Annotated in this window: 21 protein-coding genes; 10 read left to right on the plus strand and 11 right to left on the minus strand. The window is 40.6% G+C overall.

Annotation, left to right across the window (positions count from 1 at the left end):
- Positions 1-62 precede the first annotated feature (62 nt).
- Entirely contained in the window at positions 63-1,085 is a 1,023-nt protein-coding gene (gene hemH / locus ACSFVZ_RS18920; protein WP_435559429.1) for a ferrochelatase, read from the plus strand.
- Between the two features lie 33 nt (positions 1,086-1,118).
- Here the strand turns inward: hemH and ACSFVZ_RS18925 are convergent, their stop codons facing one another.
- The 3 genes from ACSFVZ_RS18925 to ACSFVZ_RS18935 form a co-directional block, all read right to left on the minus strand.
- A complete protein-coding gene (locus ACSFVZ_RS18925; protein ID WP_138558202.1) occupies positions 1,119-1,430 on the minus strand; it encodes a cupin domain-containing protein in 312 nt (103 codons plus the stop codon).
- Positions 1,431-1,443: 13 nt separating this feature from the next.
- On the minus strand, positions 1,444-2,592 hold the full coding sequence (locus ACSFVZ_RS18930; RefSeq protein ID WP_138558203.1) for a benzoate/H(+) symporter BenE family transporter: 1,149 nt from the start codon (positions 2,590-2,592) through the stop codon (positions 1,444-1,446).
- Positions 2,593-2,735: 143 nt separating this feature from the next.
- Entirely contained in the window at positions 2,736-3,683 is a 948-nt protein-coding gene (locus ACSFVZ_RS18935; protein WP_253040074.1) for an ATP-grasp domain-containing protein, read from the minus strand.
- Between the two features lie 194 nt (positions 3,684-3,877).
- On the opposite strand from ACSFVZ_RS18935, the gene ACSFVZ_RS18940 reads away from it, so the two are divergent.
- Positions 3,878-4,414 (plus strand): protease inhibitor BamI-like protein, encoded by a 537-nt coding sequence (locus ACSFVZ_RS18940; protein WP_199527453.1) that lies wholly within the window; start codon positions 3,878-3,880, stop codon positions 4,412-4,414.
- 154 nt (positions 4,415-4,568) lie between these two features.
- On the opposite strand, the gene ACSFVZ_RS18945 is transcribed toward ACSFVZ_RS18940, so the two are convergent.
- Positions 4,569-5,762, minus strand: coding sequence for an alkaline phosphatase family protein (locus ACSFVZ_RS18945; RefSeq protein ID WP_235383994.1), 1,194 nt, complete (start codon positions 5,760-5,762; stop codon positions 4,569-4,571).
- 353 nt (positions 5,763-6,115) lie between these two features.
- On the opposite strand from ACSFVZ_RS18945, the gene dgt reads away from it, so the two are divergent.
- A complete protein-coding gene (gene dgt / locus ACSFVZ_RS18950) occupies positions 6,116-7,573 on the plus strand; it encodes a dGTPase (RefSeq protein WP_135926725.1) in 1,458 nt (485 codons plus the stop codon).
- Between the two features lie 83 nt (positions 7,574-7,656).
- Positions 7,657-9,960 (plus strand): hypothetical protein, encoded by a 2,304-nt coding sequence (locus ACSFVZ_RS18955; protein ID WP_435559430.1) that lies wholly within the window; start codon positions 7,657-7,659, stop codon positions 9,958-9,960.
- A 50-nt stretch (positions 9,961-10,010) separates the two neighbouring features.
- Here ACSFVZ_RS18955 and ACSFVZ_RS18960 read toward each other — a convergent pair whose 3' ends face one another.
- Both ACSFVZ_RS18960 and ACSFVZ_RS18965 read right to left on the minus strand, forming a co-directional pair.
- Positions 10,011-10,703, minus strand: coding sequence for a hypothetical protein (locus ACSFVZ_RS18960; RefSeq protein ID WP_235383996.1), 693 nt, complete (start codon positions 10,701-10,703; stop codon positions 10,011-10,013).
- Between the two features lie 66 nt (positions 10,704-10,769).
- Entirely contained in the window at positions 10,770-11,720 is a 951-nt protein-coding gene (locus tag ACSFVZ_RS18965; RefSeq protein ID WP_235383997.1) for a LysR substrate-binding domain-containing protein, read from the minus strand.
- 113 nt (positions 11,721-11,833) lie between these two features.
- Between ACSFVZ_RS18965 and ACSFVZ_RS18970 the strand changes: the two genes are divergently transcribed.
- Positions 11,834-12,139: a hypothetical protein gene (locus ACSFVZ_RS18970; RefSeq protein ID WP_235383998.1), complete on the plus strand. Its 306-nt coding sequence runs from the start codon at positions 11,834-11,836 to the stop codon at positions 12,137-12,139.
- An 870-nt stretch (positions 12,140-13,009) separates the two neighbouring features.
- On the opposite strand, the gene ACSFVZ_RS18975 is transcribed toward ACSFVZ_RS18970, so the two are convergent.
- The gene (locus tag ACSFVZ_RS18975) at positions 13,010-13,291 is read right to left on the minus strand and encodes a putative quinol monooxygenase (protein ID WP_435559431.1); all 282 of its coding nucleotides are present in this window, start codon (positions 13,289-13,291) and stop codon (positions 13,010-13,012) included.
- A complete protein-coding gene (locus ACSFVZ_RS18980; protein WP_138558634.1) occupies positions 13,288-13,509 on the minus strand; it encodes a DUF2798 domain-containing protein in 222 nt (73 codons plus the stop codon). The genes ACSFVZ_RS18975 and ACSFVZ_RS18980 overlap by 4 nt, the downstream gene beginning before the upstream one ends.
- An 81-nt stretch (positions 13,510-13,590) precedes the next feature.
- On the opposite strand from ACSFVZ_RS18980, the gene ACSFVZ_RS18985 reads away from it, so the two are divergent.
- Entirely contained in the window at positions 13,591-14,445 is an 855-nt protein-coding gene (locus tag ACSFVZ_RS18985; RefSeq protein WP_235383999.1) for a LysR family transcriptional regulator, read from the plus strand.
- Between the two features lie 41 nt (positions 14,446-14,486).
- Here ACSFVZ_RS18985 and ACSFVZ_RS18990 read toward each other — a convergent pair whose 3' ends face one another.
- Together ACSFVZ_RS18990 and ACSFVZ_RS18995 are read right to left on the minus strand one after the other, a co-directional pair.
- Positions 14,487-15,212, minus strand: a complete 726-nt coding sequence (locus ACSFVZ_RS18990) for a hypothetical protein (protein ID WP_435559432.1) — start codon at positions 15,210-15,212, stop codon at positions 14,487-14,489.
- Positions 15,213-15,271: 59 nt separating this feature from the next.
- Entirely contained in the window at positions 15,272-15,628 is a 357-nt protein-coding gene (locus ACSFVZ_RS18995) for a hypothetical protein (protein ID WP_435559433.1), read from the minus strand.
- Between the two features lie 89 nt (positions 15,629-15,717).
- On the opposite strand from ACSFVZ_RS18995, the gene ACSFVZ_RS19000 reads away from it, so the two are divergent.
- Positions 15,718-15,933: a hypothetical protein gene (locus ACSFVZ_RS19000; RefSeq protein WP_435559434.1), complete on the plus strand. Its 216-nt coding sequence runs from the start codon at positions 15,718-15,720 to the stop codon at positions 15,931-15,933.
- A gap of 205 nt (positions 15,934-16,138) precedes the next feature.
- Here the strand turns inward: ACSFVZ_RS19000 and ACSFVZ_RS19005 are convergent, their stop codons facing one another.
- Positions 16,139-16,414: a hypothetical protein gene (locus ACSFVZ_RS19005; protein ID WP_435559435.1), complete on the minus strand. Its 276-nt coding sequence runs from the start codon at positions 16,412-16,414 to the stop codon at positions 16,139-16,141.
- Between the two features lie 249 nt (positions 16,415-16,663).
- Here ACSFVZ_RS19005 and ACSFVZ_RS19010 point away from each other — a divergent pair, with 249 nt between their 5' ends.
- From ACSFVZ_RS19010 to ACSFVZ_RS19020, 3 genes are read left to right on the plus strand one after another with little or no spacing between them, the layout of a single operon-like run.
- Complete coding sequence (locus ACSFVZ_RS19010; RefSeq protein ID WP_435559436.1) at positions 16,664-16,831, plus strand: helix-turn-helix domain-containing protein; 168 nt, start codon at positions 16,664-16,666, stop codon at positions 16,829-16,831.
- A complete protein-coding gene (locus ACSFVZ_RS19015) occupies positions 16,832-17,668 on the plus strand; it encodes a DUF6997 domain-containing protein (protein WP_435559437.1) in 837 nt (278 codons plus the stop codon).
- Between the two features lie 3 nt (positions 17,669-17,671).
- A complete protein-coding gene (locus tag ACSFVZ_RS19020; protein WP_435559438.1) occupies positions 17,672-17,959 on the plus strand; it encodes a hypothetical protein in 288 nt (95 codons plus the stop codon).
- The last annotated feature ends 73 nt before the right edge of the window (positions 17,960-18,032 follow it).

Raw genomic sequence — 18,032 nt, forward strand, 5'->3', positions numbered from 1 at the left:
ATAGTCAGGTTAGTTCGTTACAATACGATTTATATAACGTTTACTTCATAAAGGAGCGCTCAGTGTCGCGATTTTCCGCTATAACCGATAACCCGCATGACGGCCGATTCAATAAAAAAACGGGTATTTTATTGACCAACTTAGGGAGCCCAGATGCGCCAACAACAGCGGCACTTAGAACTTACTTACGCGAGTTTTTATCTGATCCTCGTATCGTCGAGATCCCTCGCTTTATTTGGATGATTATCCTGTATTGCTTTGTTTTAACGCTGCGCCCGAAACGTTCAGCAGCACTTTACAAAAGCATCTGGACTGAAAACGGCTCACCACTAACACACATTACGCGAGAACAAAGTAAACGCCTTGCAGCACTATTAAAAGATAAAGGGCACCACGACACTGAAGTGGTTATGGCAATGCGATACGGTAAACCATCGATTGAAGCAGGTCTTGAAGAGCTTCGCGACAAAGGTATCACTCGCGTTATCGTGCTGCCGATGTATCCGCAATATTCAAGCACTACCATAGGCTCAACGTTTGATGCAGTATCAAATGTGCTTCGTAAATGGCGCTGGGTGCCAGAGCTTCATTTTATTAATGGTTATCACAATAACCCAACTTATATTGATGCCCTCGCCGCTAGCATTAGTGAAGACTTAAATACCCATGGCACACCACAAAAGCTAGTGTTTTCGTACCACGGTACACCTAAGCAATTTTTAGAAAATGGCGACCCTTACTACTGCTTTTGTATGCAAACTACCCGCTTAGTTGCTGAAAAGCTGGGTTTTGAGAAAGACTTTACTGTAACAACATTCCAAAGCCGCTTTGGTAAAGCAGAGTGGTTAAAACCTTACACCGATGCCACACTTGAAAGCTATCCAGAGCAAGGTATTAAGGATATAGCGATTATCAGCCCTGCATTTAGTGCCGATTGCCTAGAAACCTTAGAAGAAATTGAAGGCGAAAATCGTGAAATTTTTGAACATGCAGGTGGTGAAAAGTACCGATACATACCAGCACTCAATACCCGCAGTGATCACATCAATGCCATATTTGAAGTGATAAAACCGTTACTTAAATAACGAAAGGCCCCAGTAAAGCTGGGGCTTTTTTTGTTATACACTGCCTTGCGATTCGATAACCAAAATTCGCGCTTCTCCCTTGGGGTGCGCAACATGCTCCGTGCCAACACTGGCAAAAAAGATATCCCCTGGATTAAGAAGCTCAGCACATACTTCACCATGCTGTTTATAAAGCATTTCAACCTGACCACTTAACACCACAAAAACTTCTTCGCCATTATTGATGTGCCATTTGTAAGGTTCATTCGTCCAGTGCAAACGAGTTGTAATACCATTCATATTGGCAATATCTAATGCTCCCCAAGCTCGTTCTGCTGTAAATTCGTGGCTTCGTATAACTTGCATCGTTTCAAGTCCTTCAATCTTTACGTGTCATAACCAAAGTCACCGTGCCAGCAACAATCCCCCAAAACGCAGAACCGACCGAGAATAAGGTTAGGTTAGAAGCTGTGACTAAAAAGGTCACTATAGCGGCTTCGGTATAATACGCCTCAGTTAAAGCTTGCTGTAAGCTACTAGCAATGGTGGCGAATAACGCAATACCTGCCAACGCTAAAATAAGAGCTTGTGGCAAACTTGCTACCAAACCAACTAGCGTTGCGGCAAGGAGCGCCATAATAATGTAAAACACACCACCCGCAATGCTTGCCCAATAACGCTTGCTTGGGTCTTTATCAGCCTCAGGACTCATACAAATTGCCGCAGTGATGGCAGCAAGATTAATTGCATAACCACCAAAAGGCGCAATAAACACATTTAAAAGTCCCGTTACATTTAACGCCGCCGACACAGGGGCTTTATATTTATGCGCTTTTAACACGGCGATGCCAGGTAAGTTTTGCGATGTCATCGTTACTATAAACAGCGGTAAACCAACACTGATCATGGCATTAATGTCGAACACTGGCGCTATGTAAGCAAACTCGCTCATTTTCCACTGCCAGCTAGAGGTATCGATTTGCCCTGTTATGCCTGCCATTAAAAAGCCAGCCACAACCACTGCGAGCATTGCAAAGCGCGCAAAGTAACGTTTTCCACATAAATACACCGCGACCATTAAACCAATTACTAATGGCAGTTCGTTCATAAAATTAAATACATCAATGCCAAAATTCACCAGTACACCTGCAAGCATGGCACAAGCCAGTTGGCTTGGAATTTTGTTCATCATTTTTTCGAACACGCCGGTAATACCAGATAAAAACACCAGCGCCGCAGAGAACATAAACGCGCCAACAGCTTGGTTTAAGCTATACCCTTGAGCGCTTGAAATAAGTAATGCCGCTCCGGTTGTTGACCACGCAATAAGAATCGGCACTTTGTAGTAATAAGACAAAGCAATTGAGCTCACACCCATAGCGAGACCGAGCATTAACACCCAGCTGGCAACTAAATCGGGGGTGCCGCCTAACACCATCACAACCTGATAAATAAGCGCGATTGAGCTGGTAAAGCCGATAATAACAGCCACTAAACCCGCAGTTGCTCGACTGATGAGCTGACTCATGTACACACACTCCTTGCCAATAAAAAAATCTACCTTATCCTATGATTTGCTAATTAGCACTGTACACTTTTGTAGTATTTGTAAGTTTATTTACTATACAGATGACACAAAAAAGGCGTGTTATATACACGCCTTGAAAAATATTAAACAGCCTCTAAACAAGGCTCTTCGAGTACTTCGGGCTTATCAAAAATACCCAGACGAATGCGAATAAAGTGCAAAATCTCTTTGGCTACATCAATCCCTAACGCCCCTTCTAAACCTTCAAAACCTGGGCTTGAGTTTGCTTCACAAATTTTAAAGTGCTGCTCGTCAAATAATAAGTCAATGCCCGCTACATCAAGGTTGAGTACGTTCGCAGTTTGAGTTGCAAGCCATTCGATTTCTGGCGTGATAGGAAATGACTTGCCTGTTCCTCCGGCACTTACATTGGCTTTAAAGTTTTTACCCTGTGAGTTACGCTCCATACATGCAACAGCACGCCCACCGATAGTAAGCACTCGCAAATCTCGACCATGACTCGACTTAACAAACTGCTGTAAAATAATATTTGCCTGTGGGTTTGCCGCTTCAATAAGTTGCATTAAGTCATCAAACTCATCTTTTGATTTTGATAAAAATACGCCACTACCCTGCGAGCCCGATAACGTCTTTATCACAACAGGAAAACCAATCTGTTTTTCCACTAAATCAATGTTCACCGGAAACTTAACCAACATGGTATTTGGTGTAGGCAAATTACATTCTGCTAAAATTTGCTGTGCAAATAATTTGTCTTTTACCGTTTCAATTGATTGCGAGCTATTTACACAATACACACCTAAACGTTCCAAGTGACGAATAATTGCCAACGCAAAATAGGTTGTGCTTGCACCCATTCGTGGAATAACGAAGTCTGGTAACGCAACTGATTGCCCATCGATTAAGATGCTTTTGCCATCTTCGCGAGTAATTGTTAAATCAAACTGATCAGGCGAGTAAACATGTAAGTCGATGCCTTCTTCTTTTGCAGCAGCAAGCAAGCGCTCTACCTCGTAGGTCTCTTGCTTTAGCAAACCTTGGCTATCTTTATAAATAATCCACCCGCGCATACTCGTTACCTCTAATCTTGGGTTTATGTGACAAAAAAACGCGGATTATGCTGAGCATTGCAAACTAAGTAAAATTAATTAATTTTATCGTCACGACAATTATTACCGCAACTTACTGATTATCTATTGACCAAGATGTTAACTTAAGGTAAAAATCAACATTAAGTTAACATTAAAACCCGTAAGAGAAACATGTGAACAGGACGCTTGCATTAATCTTCATTTTGCCACTCACTGCATTTGCATTGAATGAATGGCATATTCAAAGTGATGGTTTTACATCAAAACCAGACACACAACCGAATGTTGCAACTTACAATTCAGAGCAACAGGTGCTACCTCAGCAACCTACTGTTAATTTAACAGCACCGCTAAATCAGCTTTCAAACAAAGCCCATGAATTTCTCTACAAACAAGGTCGTTTGCCCGAGAAATTAAGTGACACAGCGTTTAGTGAATTCGATTTAGATACCCTAAAAACACTTCAAGCGGGTGATAACTTAATTTTAGCTGTTGATGAAAGCCGCACTTACACGCTAGAAATAAGCAATATTATTGAAGCGAGCAATGGTGATCGGAGCGTATTTGGTAAAGTCACTGATGATGACAAGACTAGCCATCAAGCAGTGATGACCGTAACAAAAAATACTCTGCAAGGGCAGCTTAACACCCACACTGACAGCTATAAATTTATAAGCCACGGAGAATACGGCTGGGTAACGAAGTTGTAAGAGTTACAAGGGGAAAGTGGAAGCGAGCGAGATACAAGAGTAAAGTTACGAGATTCGAGATGCGAGATGCGAGTATGTAGCGGCGATTTTACATCGCGTCCTAGAGCCTAGCTCCTTTCCCCTCGCTAACTTTACTCTTTCATCTTATAACTAACTACTCAACAACCACTGGCCACAAACTTGCGCCATCGCTATCAATTGGGCTTAAGATCTCAAGACCAAGTATTTTGGCGATGAGCGGGTACACATCTAAATTACTTACTTCGTCTAAGCGCATGCCTTGCTTAAAAGCTGGGCCTTCGGCTATAAAGGTGGCGGCCATATCTTCGCTATAGGCATAACCATGAGTGCCTAAATAACCGGCCATTTTACTATCGGTAAACACGCGGGGTGCTTCGGTTTGCAAAATAATATCGCCAACTCGCGGGCCTTTATCATAGTGATAATCGTGCTTTTGCTTCTCACTTAATACGATGTAACGACCTTCAGCGGCTTTAGCGAGCTTTTTGCTGAATCCGCTAATATCTGCTTTGCTATCTGGTTTTGCATAATATAAGACGCGAGGGCCTGTGTTTTGCACTATAAAGTTTTCGTCTTGTGGCAGGCTATCAATTTTGATGCTATGGCTTGGATCAACAGACGCCATACCATGATCAGACACAATCACTAAGTTAATATTTTCATCAAGTGCTTTTAAACGACTCGATAAATCAGCCATTAAACTGTCGAGCTTTTGTACTGCATCATAGGTTTCTTTGGCATCTGGGCCAAACTCATGTCCCATACTATCCACCAGCGAAAAATAACTAATCACCAAACGAGGTCGCTGTGCTTTTGGTAAGCTCAACCACTGAATAATTTGGTCAACGCGTCTTTGGTAATCACTGTGTTTTGAATAATGGTAAAAATAATCAGGTAACATACCGTTAAAACGTGCATCTGACTCTGGCCAAAAATAGGTGGCTGCTTTTAAGCCCTGCATTTGTGCTAAATTCCAAAGCGGAATGCCGTTAACCCAAGTGCTATCGTCTTTACCTTTTCCCATTTTGTAGCAGTCGTTGCGCTCAGTATCACAAAAGCGGTTATCGACAATGCCATGATTAACAGGCAGCAAACCGGTAATAATCGAAATATGATTCGGAAAAGTTTTGGTTGGGTATACGGGGCGCATTTTGGTTGCTCTTACGCCCTGCTCACTGATTGCTTTTAAATGTTTCGCCTGATGTTTTTCAATGTAATCCCAACGAAACCCATCTATCGAAATAAGTACCACCGATTGCTCTTGTTCAGCTTTTACACCCGAACTGAAAAGCAATACCCCAGCTAAAACTAGTTGCCAAATACGCATAGAAAACCCTTTCGTTTAATTTTTAATTTGCTTAGAGACTTTAGCAAATAGTTTTGAAAATTTTGTGATAATGACTGCTAACTTTTTATATAACGTTTTACTAATTAGCTTTATGCATGCCACCGTAAAAATGGTTGCCAAACATCCAAAAGACCTTACTTTATATCCCAAGGTAGGAGATAAGTATGTAAAAGCAAATCATATATGAATAAGTGGCTTAATTTAAAGTAAGACATTAATAAAAAAAGGATATTTAAATTTTGGATACAAGCTGTTAGATTAAATTTAATTATGGCTAAGTTTTGCTAACAACTCTCAACTGCGCGGCTTATATTGCTTTGTGGGAAAAATAAATGATCGATTTTGGTAAGAAAATCACCCCTGCACGCGAAATGCGTTCAACCAATAACTTGCATACTGCGCTTGAAAGTGATCGAGGTCGTATTATTAATAGCGCTGCTATTCGTCGCTTACAACAAAAAACCCAAGTTTTTCCGCTTGAACGCAATGCTGCCGTGCGCTCAAGGCTTACTCACTCTCTTGAAGTACAACAAGTAGGTCGCTTTATTGTACAAACAATTTTTAACAAGTTGAGCGATGCCAAGCAAAAAGAATATGGTTTAGTGGGGCTTGAACGGCCTTTAGAAAGCCTCGTTGAAATGGCGTGTCTAATGCACGACATAGGCAACCCACCCTTTGGCCACTTTGGCGAAGCAGCAATCAACCAATGGTTTGCTAAGCATCTAGATGCTTTAACTCCTGAGCGCTGCAAAGGAATTGGTATAAGTGTTATTTTTAAACACCTCGCTGAGGATATTAAAAATTTTGAAGGTAATGCGCAGGGGATCCGCATTATCCATTCATTGCTATCACTTAATTTAACTTACAGCCAAAGTGCGGGCATTTTAAAGTACACACGCCCGGCCAGTATGCTCAAGTCAGATATTCCACAAGACAAAAACTACTTAATGAAAAAAGTCGGTTACTACTTCAGCGAAAAACCATTTGTTGAAGCACTACAAACCGAACTTGATATAGAGCAATATTGTCGCCATCCAATCAGCTATATTATGGAAGCTGCCGACGATATCTCATACTGTCTAGCCGACATAGAAGATGCCGTAGAAAAAGGCATTATTAGCGTAGAGTCGCTCTGTGAAAAACTCAAAGAGCAATACAGTCGCACACTTACTAACCTCACAATTGACGATACTAAGCATAGTGACTTTGCCGAAAAAGCCATTGATTATGCGCTAAGCAAGGCTCAAGAACAGCCTTACAATTTTAATAGTGAGTTTTTCATCTACTTACGCGTCACTTTATTGCACCCGTTAGTGAGTTATGCAGCTGAGCGCTTTATTAATAATATCGAAGCTATTTACCACGGCGACTTTAATCAAGCTTTATTAGAAGATCGTAGTCACTTACATGCTGTCACACTTACCTTAAAACAGGTTGCACTAAAACATGTTTTTTGCCACAAAGAAGTGGAGCGTTTAGAACTACAAGGTTACCGCATTATTAGTGGCCTGCTTGATTGCTATAAACCATTACTTGCTCTTGAAGCTGATGCGTTTAAGCGTGTGTTAAAAGGCGACCAAAATTACTTAATAGAAACACGACTAGTAAAAAAACTCTCAAATAAACATTTGAACAGCTATCAAAAGGCGATTGACGCGTTAAAAGCAGAGCCCGATCACTTTGCTGCCTATGAGTTTTATTATCGTTGTCGATTAATTCAAGATTATATTAGCGGTATGACAGACCAATTTGCCTATGACGAATACCGCGCACTCATGGTGATAGATTAAGCGATTGTGGATAAATTGCCGGTCTGAGCTTAAAATTAATTAACTACTTGGGTAACCAGATTAACCTTACTGGTAAGAGAACTATGCCAATAAAAAAACTATCTATTTTGCTGTTTCTTATAAGCATGAGCTTTGCAACTAAAGCACAATACAATGAAGCAATGTGTATATTGTTAAAACAGCAAATGCATGAGTTTCGTTTTAACACCAGCAACAAAAATTATCGATCTGCTGCTAGAAGCTTTGAAAAAAATTGCCAGAACCCAACGCCAGTGCATAACGAAGCGGCGCTTGAAAACATCGCTGAGCAGACAATAGACTCCCCTCCCGTTTCGGTTAATAAAGTGAATCGCTCAAACGGCCACTCCGGTGCTATTTTAGGCACCCCTGAAGAAACTACAGCACCAGAAGCAAATGCTATTAACGAAAGCGAGCAAGCTGACACCACAGCTGAACAAGCAATCCTAACAAATAGAGTGAACGACGAGCCTGCTGCACCAGAAACTCCTCAGGTTGAGAGTATCCCTAGCAATGATTTAGCAACAACGACGGAACAACCTAAGCAAAGTGCTGCAGAGACTGTTGTTGAACCGGTAATTGAGGCTATTAAAGAACCTACTGAAATCTCGCCTGAGTTCGAGCCACAAACACCAGTACAAGAGCCTGTTGCAACAGAAACAGATAATGCGCAAATAAATAACACTCCTCTTCCCGAGCCAACACCAGCGCCGGTTCAAAATAATGAAGTTAGCTCATCAAGTTCACTGTTAGTACCAAGCTTAATCGTTTTACTCATTTTGCTTATCGCAGGATTAGTTATTGTTCGAATTCGTCAAAGTAAACAAAACGATTCAGATTCAGAGTTAGCACAAGATTTACTCCATGCTCAGGCTATAAAAGCTGCAGCTGAGGCTAAAACACAAAAAAATCAAAACGACTCAGACTTTTTAGCTCCTGAGCCAACACCAGAATTAAACAGCTCTTCAGCTTATGACAGTAATACTTCTGCGCCGTATGATTCATTTTCTGCTTCTGAAAACCAGCAACCAGAAAAACAAGAAGACGATTTCACGAGCTTTAATGCAACAACAGAAGAGCAAGCTCCAACTGATGATACGTGGGCTGATCTAAATTACGCGCAAAATAAACAGAGCACGGCTTTAATAGATGATGAGCCAGAGCAAGCGGAAGAAAGCGAGCCTGAAGAAAGCGAGCCGGAAGAGCCACGCTTTAGCTCATCGTCATTTGGTTTTGACGAATACAAAGCACCAACAACTGATGATGAGCCAGCACTAGAGCAACCTGAAGAAAACGAGCCTAAAGAGCCACGCTTTAGCTCATCGTCATTTGGTTTTGACGAATACAAAGCACCAGTTACTGATGATGAGCCAGCACTAGAGCAACCTGAAGAAAGCGAGCCTGAAGAGCCACGCTTTAGCTCATCGTCATTTGGTTTTGACGAATACAAAGCACCAGTTACTGATGATGAGCCAGCACTAGAGCAACCTGAAGAAAGCGAGCCTGAAGAGCCACGCTTTAGCTCGTCGTCATTTGGTTTTGACGAATACAAAGCACCAGTTACTGATGATGAGCCAGCACTAGAGCAACCTGAACAAAGCGAGCCTGAAGGGCCTCGCTTTAGCTCGTCGTCATTTGGTTTTGACGAATACAAAGCACCAGTTACTGATGATGAGCCAGCACAAGAGCAACCTGAAGAAAGCGAGCCTGAAGAGCCACGCTTTAGCTCATCGTCATTTGGTTTTGACGAATACAAAGCACCAGTTACTGATGATGAGCCAGCACTAGAGCAACCTGAAGCAAGCGAGCCTGAAGAGCCAAGCTTTAGCTCATCGTCATTTGGTTTTGACGAATACAAAACACCAAATACCGAAGAAAAACCTAAACATGATGACGTACCCGAGTACGACTTATCATCATTAGCCAATGAGGATCTTTCATTCACTGAAGATTTTAGTAAAACAGATCAAACACCTACACATGAAATATCTGCAGATGATGATATTAGCGATGATGATTTAGCAAAAGCGTTGCAAGCACTTGAGTTAGAGTTGCAAGATGAGCCTGTTAGCTTTGACGATACCGAGCAAGACGATACCCCCACAATTTCACTAGATGAAAGCCATCAAGGTAAAGATGCTTATTCAGCTGATGAAGAAATGACAGATCAGCAAAAAGAAGATGTACTACCAGACGATGAGCAAACCGATGAAAAACCCAATAACCCATTTGCTAATTTGTCATTAGACCCAGCATGGGATCCAGAGTCAAACGAAAAGCCTGTTATTGAAAACAAAGCAAAACAGCCAAAATCACAAGCTTTAATTGACGCAGAAGAGCGCGCAAAAAAATTTAAAACTGACGATTAAAAACTTACCATGTAGCAAGATAACTAGGCATCATTCCTTGCTACATGGAATTATTTAATTGACGCTCTTGATTGCATAAGCCAATGATAAACAAAAATTATTGAGAAAAAAGCTGTCAACGCAATGCAGCACAACACGATAATATTCACTGGTAATATAGTTTCACTTGTACGGCTATATCGCTTTGACTCTTGCTGAGCAAGAATTTTCGCTCGCTCAGCTTTGCTTGGCAAAATAAACTCATGAAATGTGTCTGTTGGTTTTGCTTCTGAGCGGGTTGTTTGTACATTTTTTTGCTGCCATAGCATATCAAATTGTTGAAACTGAATTTGTTTGTTTTCGATACACCAATCTAAATTTTTAAGCTCTAACGCTTTTTCTATACACCGGGTGGGCATTACATAAAAACGCTCCCATGCCGCTTGTTTGCTGCTTAACGCTTGCGCTGTGAGAGGTTGAGATACTGAGCTTTCTAAATCAGAAAAATCTTTACGGTACAAAGCATTGGTTTTTTCAGCTATTTGCTCTTTGGTAAAACATGACTCAGAAATACGTGATGATAAATTATCAATACGTAATTTATAGACACTTATTTCATCAAGCAAATGGGCTTTACGAAGTGCAGATTGCAACTCTTTGCGTTCAGTTTGCATACGTTTACATTCATTCTGAGACTCAGTGGGCTGAGCTAACAAACATGCAGGAATAAACAGAAAAGCTGCAATTAAAATCCTTTTAAACATATATTTACGTCACTGTAAAAATTTAGAGGTACAGCGTATCATTTTGAATTAAAACTGCAACACTTCTTAGCCAATCATCCTAAAGAATTGCTTTTTATTTCCCATTAATTTGGCTTGTCGCGATTTATAGTGTTGATCATCATATGCAAATTGCTTCTGCAGCCAGTCTTTAAATAATTGGACTTTTTGCCATTTAAAATGCTCTAAAGGTGCTGCAAGGTAATACTTGTACTGGCAATGGTATTCAAAATCAGGGTAAATCTCTAACTGCCCATGTAAAAGTTGAGACTCAATTAACCGCCGCCTAACCAAAGCAATTCCTTGTCCTGCAAGCGTAGCTTGGATCACCAATGCCGCGTTATCTATCTCAAGCGAGGGCAAAGCATCAGGGCTGACTGCAAGTTCATCAGCCAACTTTAGCCAACCGCGCTCTGCATCTGGACAAATATCTTTTATTAATTTTTGCTCTAACACCTGATTTTTTAGTGACTTAGAAGTATCTATAGCCCCTGGTTTATAAGCCAAAAATAAACTGTCGTCACTGATGAGCTCACTATGCAAACCCGGGTAACTACCTTGACCGAAACGAATACCTAAATCGACCTGCCCCGCTGAAAAGTCAGCAAGCTGATCGCTGGGTTCAATACGCACTTTGATATGGGGATATTTGTTTTGAAAGTCGCTAATTCGGCCAAGCAACCAACCACTGGCGAACGAAGGTAGCACAGTTAAGTTTAACGTATTTGGGTGGCTATCTTGGCTAACTGCCTGCACACCGGCCTGCAAATGGCTAAACCCCTTAAGTACATGGGGTAAAAGCTGTTCACCTTGGCGGGTAAGCTCAACATAACGGGTATGACGAGTAAACAAATTACAATCAAGCTGCTGTTCTAACAAGCGAATTTGTTGGCTAACCGCTGCTTGGCTAACAAATAATTGCTCTGCTGCAAGCTTAAAACTACCTAACTCTGCCGCGTGCTTAAAATACCAAAGGCTTTTTAATGGAGGTAACTGCATACGCACTTATGGTTAATAAAAACTTAAGCATAGGCAATTTTTAATCGTTTGTCAGTAGTGGTAACACGAGTAATACTCATACAGCCAACCGCGACAAGACAAGGACAACCATCATGAAATACTTAATTATTTTATTGCTTTTATGTGCTTCAAGCTTTAGTTATGCCAACCAACCAGTAATAACACAGCTTGATACCGATGAAGGCTACCCTTATAAAAACTTAATTCAAAAAGTAGAACGAGTAGAAATTCGTTATGTAGAACACCAGCATTCGGTGACCTGCAAAGTCAATGTACAAACACTCCGCAACCAATATATGGGCAAAGAACAAACAGTCTCAGCCAAGCTGTTTGCAAAACGCCCAATGGCCGCGTGTTTAACCCGCGAAAAAGCCAAGCAAATCCTGCATATGCTGTAACCATTTCAACCTTGTTAAACTAGGCTACGAATAGCTGTACTTCCCCAGTAGCCTAGTTTTTTCCTATCAAAGTAAAACGTGTTTCGTGCGTTTAAATGTAGAGACTAACTGTTTGCTAGATCTTTTTTCGAACCACAGAGGACATAGAGAGCACAGAGAAAGACAAGGAGTCCTCTAAAGCGAAGCACCTCTTATCCTCTTTGTGCAGCGCAGCGCCTCGGTGAACTTTGTGGTTCAAATATGTTTATTCACAAAGAGAACTGAATGAGAAAACAACGAGGAAACCCAAATAACTTTATCTAGCCCTCTTCTCAGACGCAGCCAGTAACCTATTTATCGAGACTAACTATTTGCTAGATCTTTTTTCGAACCACAGAGGACATAGAGAGCACAGAGGAATACAAGGAGTTCTCTAAAGCGCAGCGCCTCTTAATCTCTTTGTGAGTATTGGTTTTTCTCTGTGCAGCGCGCAGCGCCTTGGTGAACTCTGTGGTTCAAATATCTTTATTCACAAAGAGAAGTGAATGAGAAGACAACGAGGAAACCCAAATTAACTTCACCAACCTTCTTCTCAGACGCAGCCAGTAACCTATTTATCGAGAAGAACAGTTTGCCAGATCTTTTTTCGAACCACAGAGGACATAGAGAGCACAGAGAAAGACAAGGAGTCCTCTAAAGCGCAGCACCTCTTAACCTCTTTGTGCATTCAGTTTTCCTCTGTGCAGCGCGCAGCGCCTCGGTGCCCTCTGTGGTTCAAATATCTATATTCACAAAGAGAAGTGAACGAGAAGACAACGAGATACTAGTTAAGCCAATTAGTTATTTTCCTCTAAAGCGCAGCATCTCTTATCCTCTTTGTGAATATTAAATCTAAAGCTCCTCCACCTTCTCTATCTCAACTGGCTCCGCCAACGCATTTTCATAAAACGCGAACACCGCTTTGGTATAAGGCTGAGCATAATGCTCATCAAGGGCGGCTTGCGATTCAAACTGCTCAACTAAAAATAAACAACGCTGCTCTTTGCTTGCAAACAGCTCAAATCGATTACAACCTGGCTCTGCACGAGTGGCTGCTAATATGCCCTGTAAACGCCCTTTACAGTCATCAAATAATGCCGCCTTTGGGGTAATTTTTGCCACGATATTAATCATACTGACTCCTTATTATATAACTTTAAAACCAATGCCCGAATTGGCGGGGCAACCGTAAAAGCCACCACGAAAGCAGCAGGCCATGCATTAGCAAACGCCTTCATCCAACTTAGAAAAAATGTATCGCTCAGCCCTAAGTTGACATAAGTGACCCATGCCGAAAGTAAAAACGACATTAAAAACGAAAATGCCGCAGTAAAAGTAAAATGAATTTTCATATGTCCTCCTTGGCGTTACTATATTTGCACAGGCTAAGTGGCAACAGTCACGAAAATGCAAACTAAGATTGAGGGAGTCGTATGCTGGATGATCTGCATTTATTTATTGAAATAGCGCGCCGTAAAAGCATGAGCCAAACAGCAAAAGATTTAGGACTGAATCTATCAACCCTATCAAGGCGTATTCAGGCGTTAGAAGAAAAACTCGCAGAGCCATTACTGCAACGCACAGCCCGAGGCATTGTGTTAACCGCCAAAGGTGAATCACTGTATAACGAGTTAGGCGAGCAAGTGCTTGCTCTTAACAGCCAGCTTGAGCAACTAAATGACTCACCCGCCGCAAAAGAGTTTTACCTGTTGTGCCCACAAAACATCATTGCGGGCCCACTGATGGGGGCCGTTAATCAGTTTGCGATGGCAAACCCTACGCTAAACCTCCACATTTACCCAAGTAATGCCAACAGCCAACTAAGCCAAAAACGTTTTGACTTAGCCATTCGCATTGGCGAACAACAAGACTCAAGTTTTTTTCAAAAGCGCCTAGGCATGATCGCAATAAAGCTGATTAAAAAGAAAGATGCCCCAACATCAAGGCTGATACTGCCCTATTCAGAGTCACAACTCCCCAGCGGTTTTCTAAACAAATTAAAAACCGAGTATGAACACATAAGCTTTTGTTTTGATATTACAATCGCCAGAAAAATGGTTGAAGCAGGCTATGGCATTGGCTTACTACCCATGAGCGAAATTTGCTGTATAGACGATACCAGCCACTTTAGCTATATCGAATCACCCCAAAGTATTCCCGCAAGGCCAATTTACGCCCTCTGGCCACATTCACGCACGCCATCAGCAAATGCCCAGTTGTTGATAGAACAACTCCAAACCAGTATTGCAGACTCACCGAGTTTACAAGGAGAAGTGTTGTTGCTTTAGTTGCGAGTCATTGTAGGTCGGGCTTCAGCCCGTCTAGTAACTCAATCTTTAAAGCAACGATATAGACCAAACACAAACAACATTGCCGCAATGCCAGCCAAGGCTAATTGCCAAATTTTAAGGCCATTGAACTTTGTAGATTGTGGACTAATACTCTCATTTAAAGGAGCCGAAGCTTGCTGAATTGTTGGCTCGGTTATCTGGCTCTTTATTGCAATTTGGCTTGTGGCTTTGTTTGAATTTATTTCTGTAATGGTTGGCTTTACTGAAATAACTACATCTTTGTATTCTGATTTTTGTTTACCGCTCCAAGCCGATTCAAACAGCGCCTTTTGCTCAGCTTTATTTTCGCTACACCATACAAAATCAGCTTGCTGAATATTTTTCGCTCTACAGCGATCCGGTAATTGATAAAATTGCCCCCAAGCATGGCGTTTTTTATCGTCATTATATGAATTTGAATACACCGTAGAGTTATGTACTTTGGTGTTTAAAAGTGCGCTAGGGTTCGAGCGATACGTATAAGTACCGCCATTACCAGAACTTCTTTTTGGGTGTTTGCAGTGTCTCGCCAGCAGCGTAAAAAGCTCATCTAAACGTTGATTCCAACGTTCACCTTGCTTAGCCGTATAGCTACGATTCATTCTTTTACGAATGCCTTCGCGCTCAGCCTCTATACTATCGCAGCGGCTTTTTGAATATTGCTCTTCAGCAACCGTGTTGAAACTCGCAAGCAAAATAGCGAGAGATAAAATCCATTTATTCATAACATTACATCTATGTAATTTGGTTGTAATTATTCCCTATGTGTTAGCTAGGGAAGTATTTATTCAATGCTATCTTTTCTTAAGCGGTCTTCAAACAACATCTTTTTAGAAATAGATTGTAGACCTCTTTGAATATCTGTCGAAATAAACCCTAAATTAAGAGCACTAGAGATTGCTAAATCTGAATTTTTAAACTCCCTCAATTGAGCAATATTGCCTAAATAGCTTTCTAATAGTTCAGGTTTTGCCTGTCTATTTAGGTTTTTACGAAAGGTTTCTACAAACTTACGTTCTTCTTCTGTGTCGTCATCTTCAAACCTTTCACAATACACTCTCTTAGCTACCTCAGTGATACTCAACCCAAGCTTATTAATTATAAATTTTATTTCTTTTTGTAATTCTTCGTATTTTTCCATTTTTTGTCCCAAATTGTCCCAGAGTGCTCAGTAAGATGAACTTGCTCTTTAAGCGAAGAGCTATTTTTAAACTTAAAAAGGATATACTCATGAAAAACATGACTCAAAGTGCCGCTGCACGAATTCAAGCAGCTGAAGCAAAGGCAAACAATGGTTTAGTTGCACAAGGTGGTTTTGCCGCAAGAGCACAACGAGCAGCAGCAAACAACCAGCAATCATCACGCCCTGCGCCACCTAATGGACCAAGTAAAACAGGTAACCCATCAGGCCCAGGCAGAGGTAACAATCCTCCGAAATCTAAATAAACTTTTACGCTATAGCGGCATGAATGCCGCTATTTACATTGCTGATAATTTTTCCAAAATACTTTCTGGAACTCACTAGCTTTGGAGCTTAACTCAGCCTCTGGCACTTCTTTCATTGTTTGATCTAAAGCACAAATGCAGTTTTTAGCTAAAGACTTCCTTTCATAATGCCTTAAACTTGAACCAGGGTTTGAACAAAAACTAACTATCTAACAATAGCTCCTGTCGAATAACGGCTTGGTTCAAATAGCTCTTTATCAAGCTTGTATGCACCTACAGCACCAATAAACAAAGCAAACTTTGCTGTAAAAAATGGCTTCTTAAACTTTTGATACGTATGACCTGCGAATGAATTTTCGCATTTGTGACATTTAATATGATTTCCGTACTCTAAAGTATTTTCTTCTTCACAGTCAGGACAAACAATATTGAGAGGGCGTGTGCTAGAAACAGCATTAGATGTATTTTTATCAGCTTCCATTGCTTTCTTATTCTTTGAAATCCATATGTATAGATTATTGATACTAAATAAATTAATCAATAAAAACATTTGATTTTACGGGTTTATTATTCTTTTATAGTTGCTTGCCATCGTAAGTCAGGCTTCAGCCCGTTTCTTGATCCAATTTCGGGTGTGAACACGGGGATAAATCAGCAATCCAACCCAGGCTAAATTTGTCGATGTACAAAGAGTTATGTATATTAATTTTAACTTAGCTGAGAATTTAAAATGACAGAGCAAAATCCAAAAGGTGTTTGGCTTAGCAGCAAAGAAGCGATGAAGCACCTTAAAATAAGTGCATGTGAATTAATGCACCTCCGTGAGCGAGGTTTGCTTAAGTTTGAAAAACGCGGTCGCGCTTATTTTTATTATTTTGAATACCCAAAGGGAATTTAAGTGTTATTTAAAGACATACTCATTGAGATGCAAGAACAAGATATCAGCATATCTGAACCTCAAGGCTTTCAGGCCTATGCAAAAACTAATAACGTTTCAGCGAATACTGCTGCGAGCATTTCGATAGATTCATTTAAAAAGCTACCTAAGGTACTTAAACAATCAAACGCTATGGTACTCAGGTTAGGATCTCGTCCAAAGGATAACCAAACATACTTTTCATTAGTAAAAACTATTAATGTCCAAGATTTCTTTTTCGATGATGAGTCGCTATTCGGCAAACTGAAGCCAGAGTTATTTTTACCAAATGTTTCAATCCGCAGTCTGTATGCTTTTCAGTTGCTACCTAAGGTCACTGAAACCTCAGTTGTAAATTTAGCCATAGCATCTGGCTTAATGGCTGAAGCTCTTAATCTAGAAGATGACAAAACTATAGTCGTTCCAGCAACAGGGCAAAGTACATTCACTTTTAATTTTAAGCCTCTAGCGAATGAAAACATTGTTCTACAACATATCAATGGGCAAGTTGAAATCGATGCCGTATTTGTAGCAAAACGAGATGGTAAAGAGCATTTATTTGTTGTTGAGGCAAAACATGGCGATAAATTTGATTCGTTAGCAAAGCACAAATTGCTTTACCCCAGTTTAAGCTTGCTACAAAAGCTACCCTCTTCAATGCCAATTGTACCGGTATACCTGAGAAGTATGAAAACTGATAAGGGTATCAACTTCTTTGTGGCAGAATGCTCTCGCATTGTAAATCAACAAGATGAACTATATAGTTTAGATATGTTGAGACCCTGTAAAGTACAGGCACTGCATTTAGCAAATTATTAAGATATGAATTCAGAGCAATTTAAAGAGTTAGTTAAAAAAGTTAAAGTCGCCAAAAAACTGCCAGATGCAATATATTTTCATAAAGATGCATTCGAACACGCACCTCAAGAAATCGTAAAGTTCATAAAGATTGTTGCCCAAGCTTTAAAGATTGCTGAAGCTGATTACGACTTAGTAAAGCTTTTTAAGAATGATTTTAGACTCTCCCTTTTAAGTTACCCTGATTTTTATACTGAATCGTATCCACCACTGAAACAAAGTGTAACGGTAGACCTTGCTAAGCTAACTTGATCTGGTCAAGCTAGGCCGCACACTTTTTCCTTACACTTTCAAACTCAATTGGCGACATATCATTTAATGAAGT

The organism is Pseudoalteromonas nanhaiensis (assembly GCF_051235485.1).
In the GTDB taxonomy this organism is placed as follows: domain Bacteria; phylum Pseudomonadota; class Gammaproteobacteria; order Enterobacterales; family Alteromonadaceae; genus Pseudoalteromonas; species Pseudoalteromonas lipolytica_C.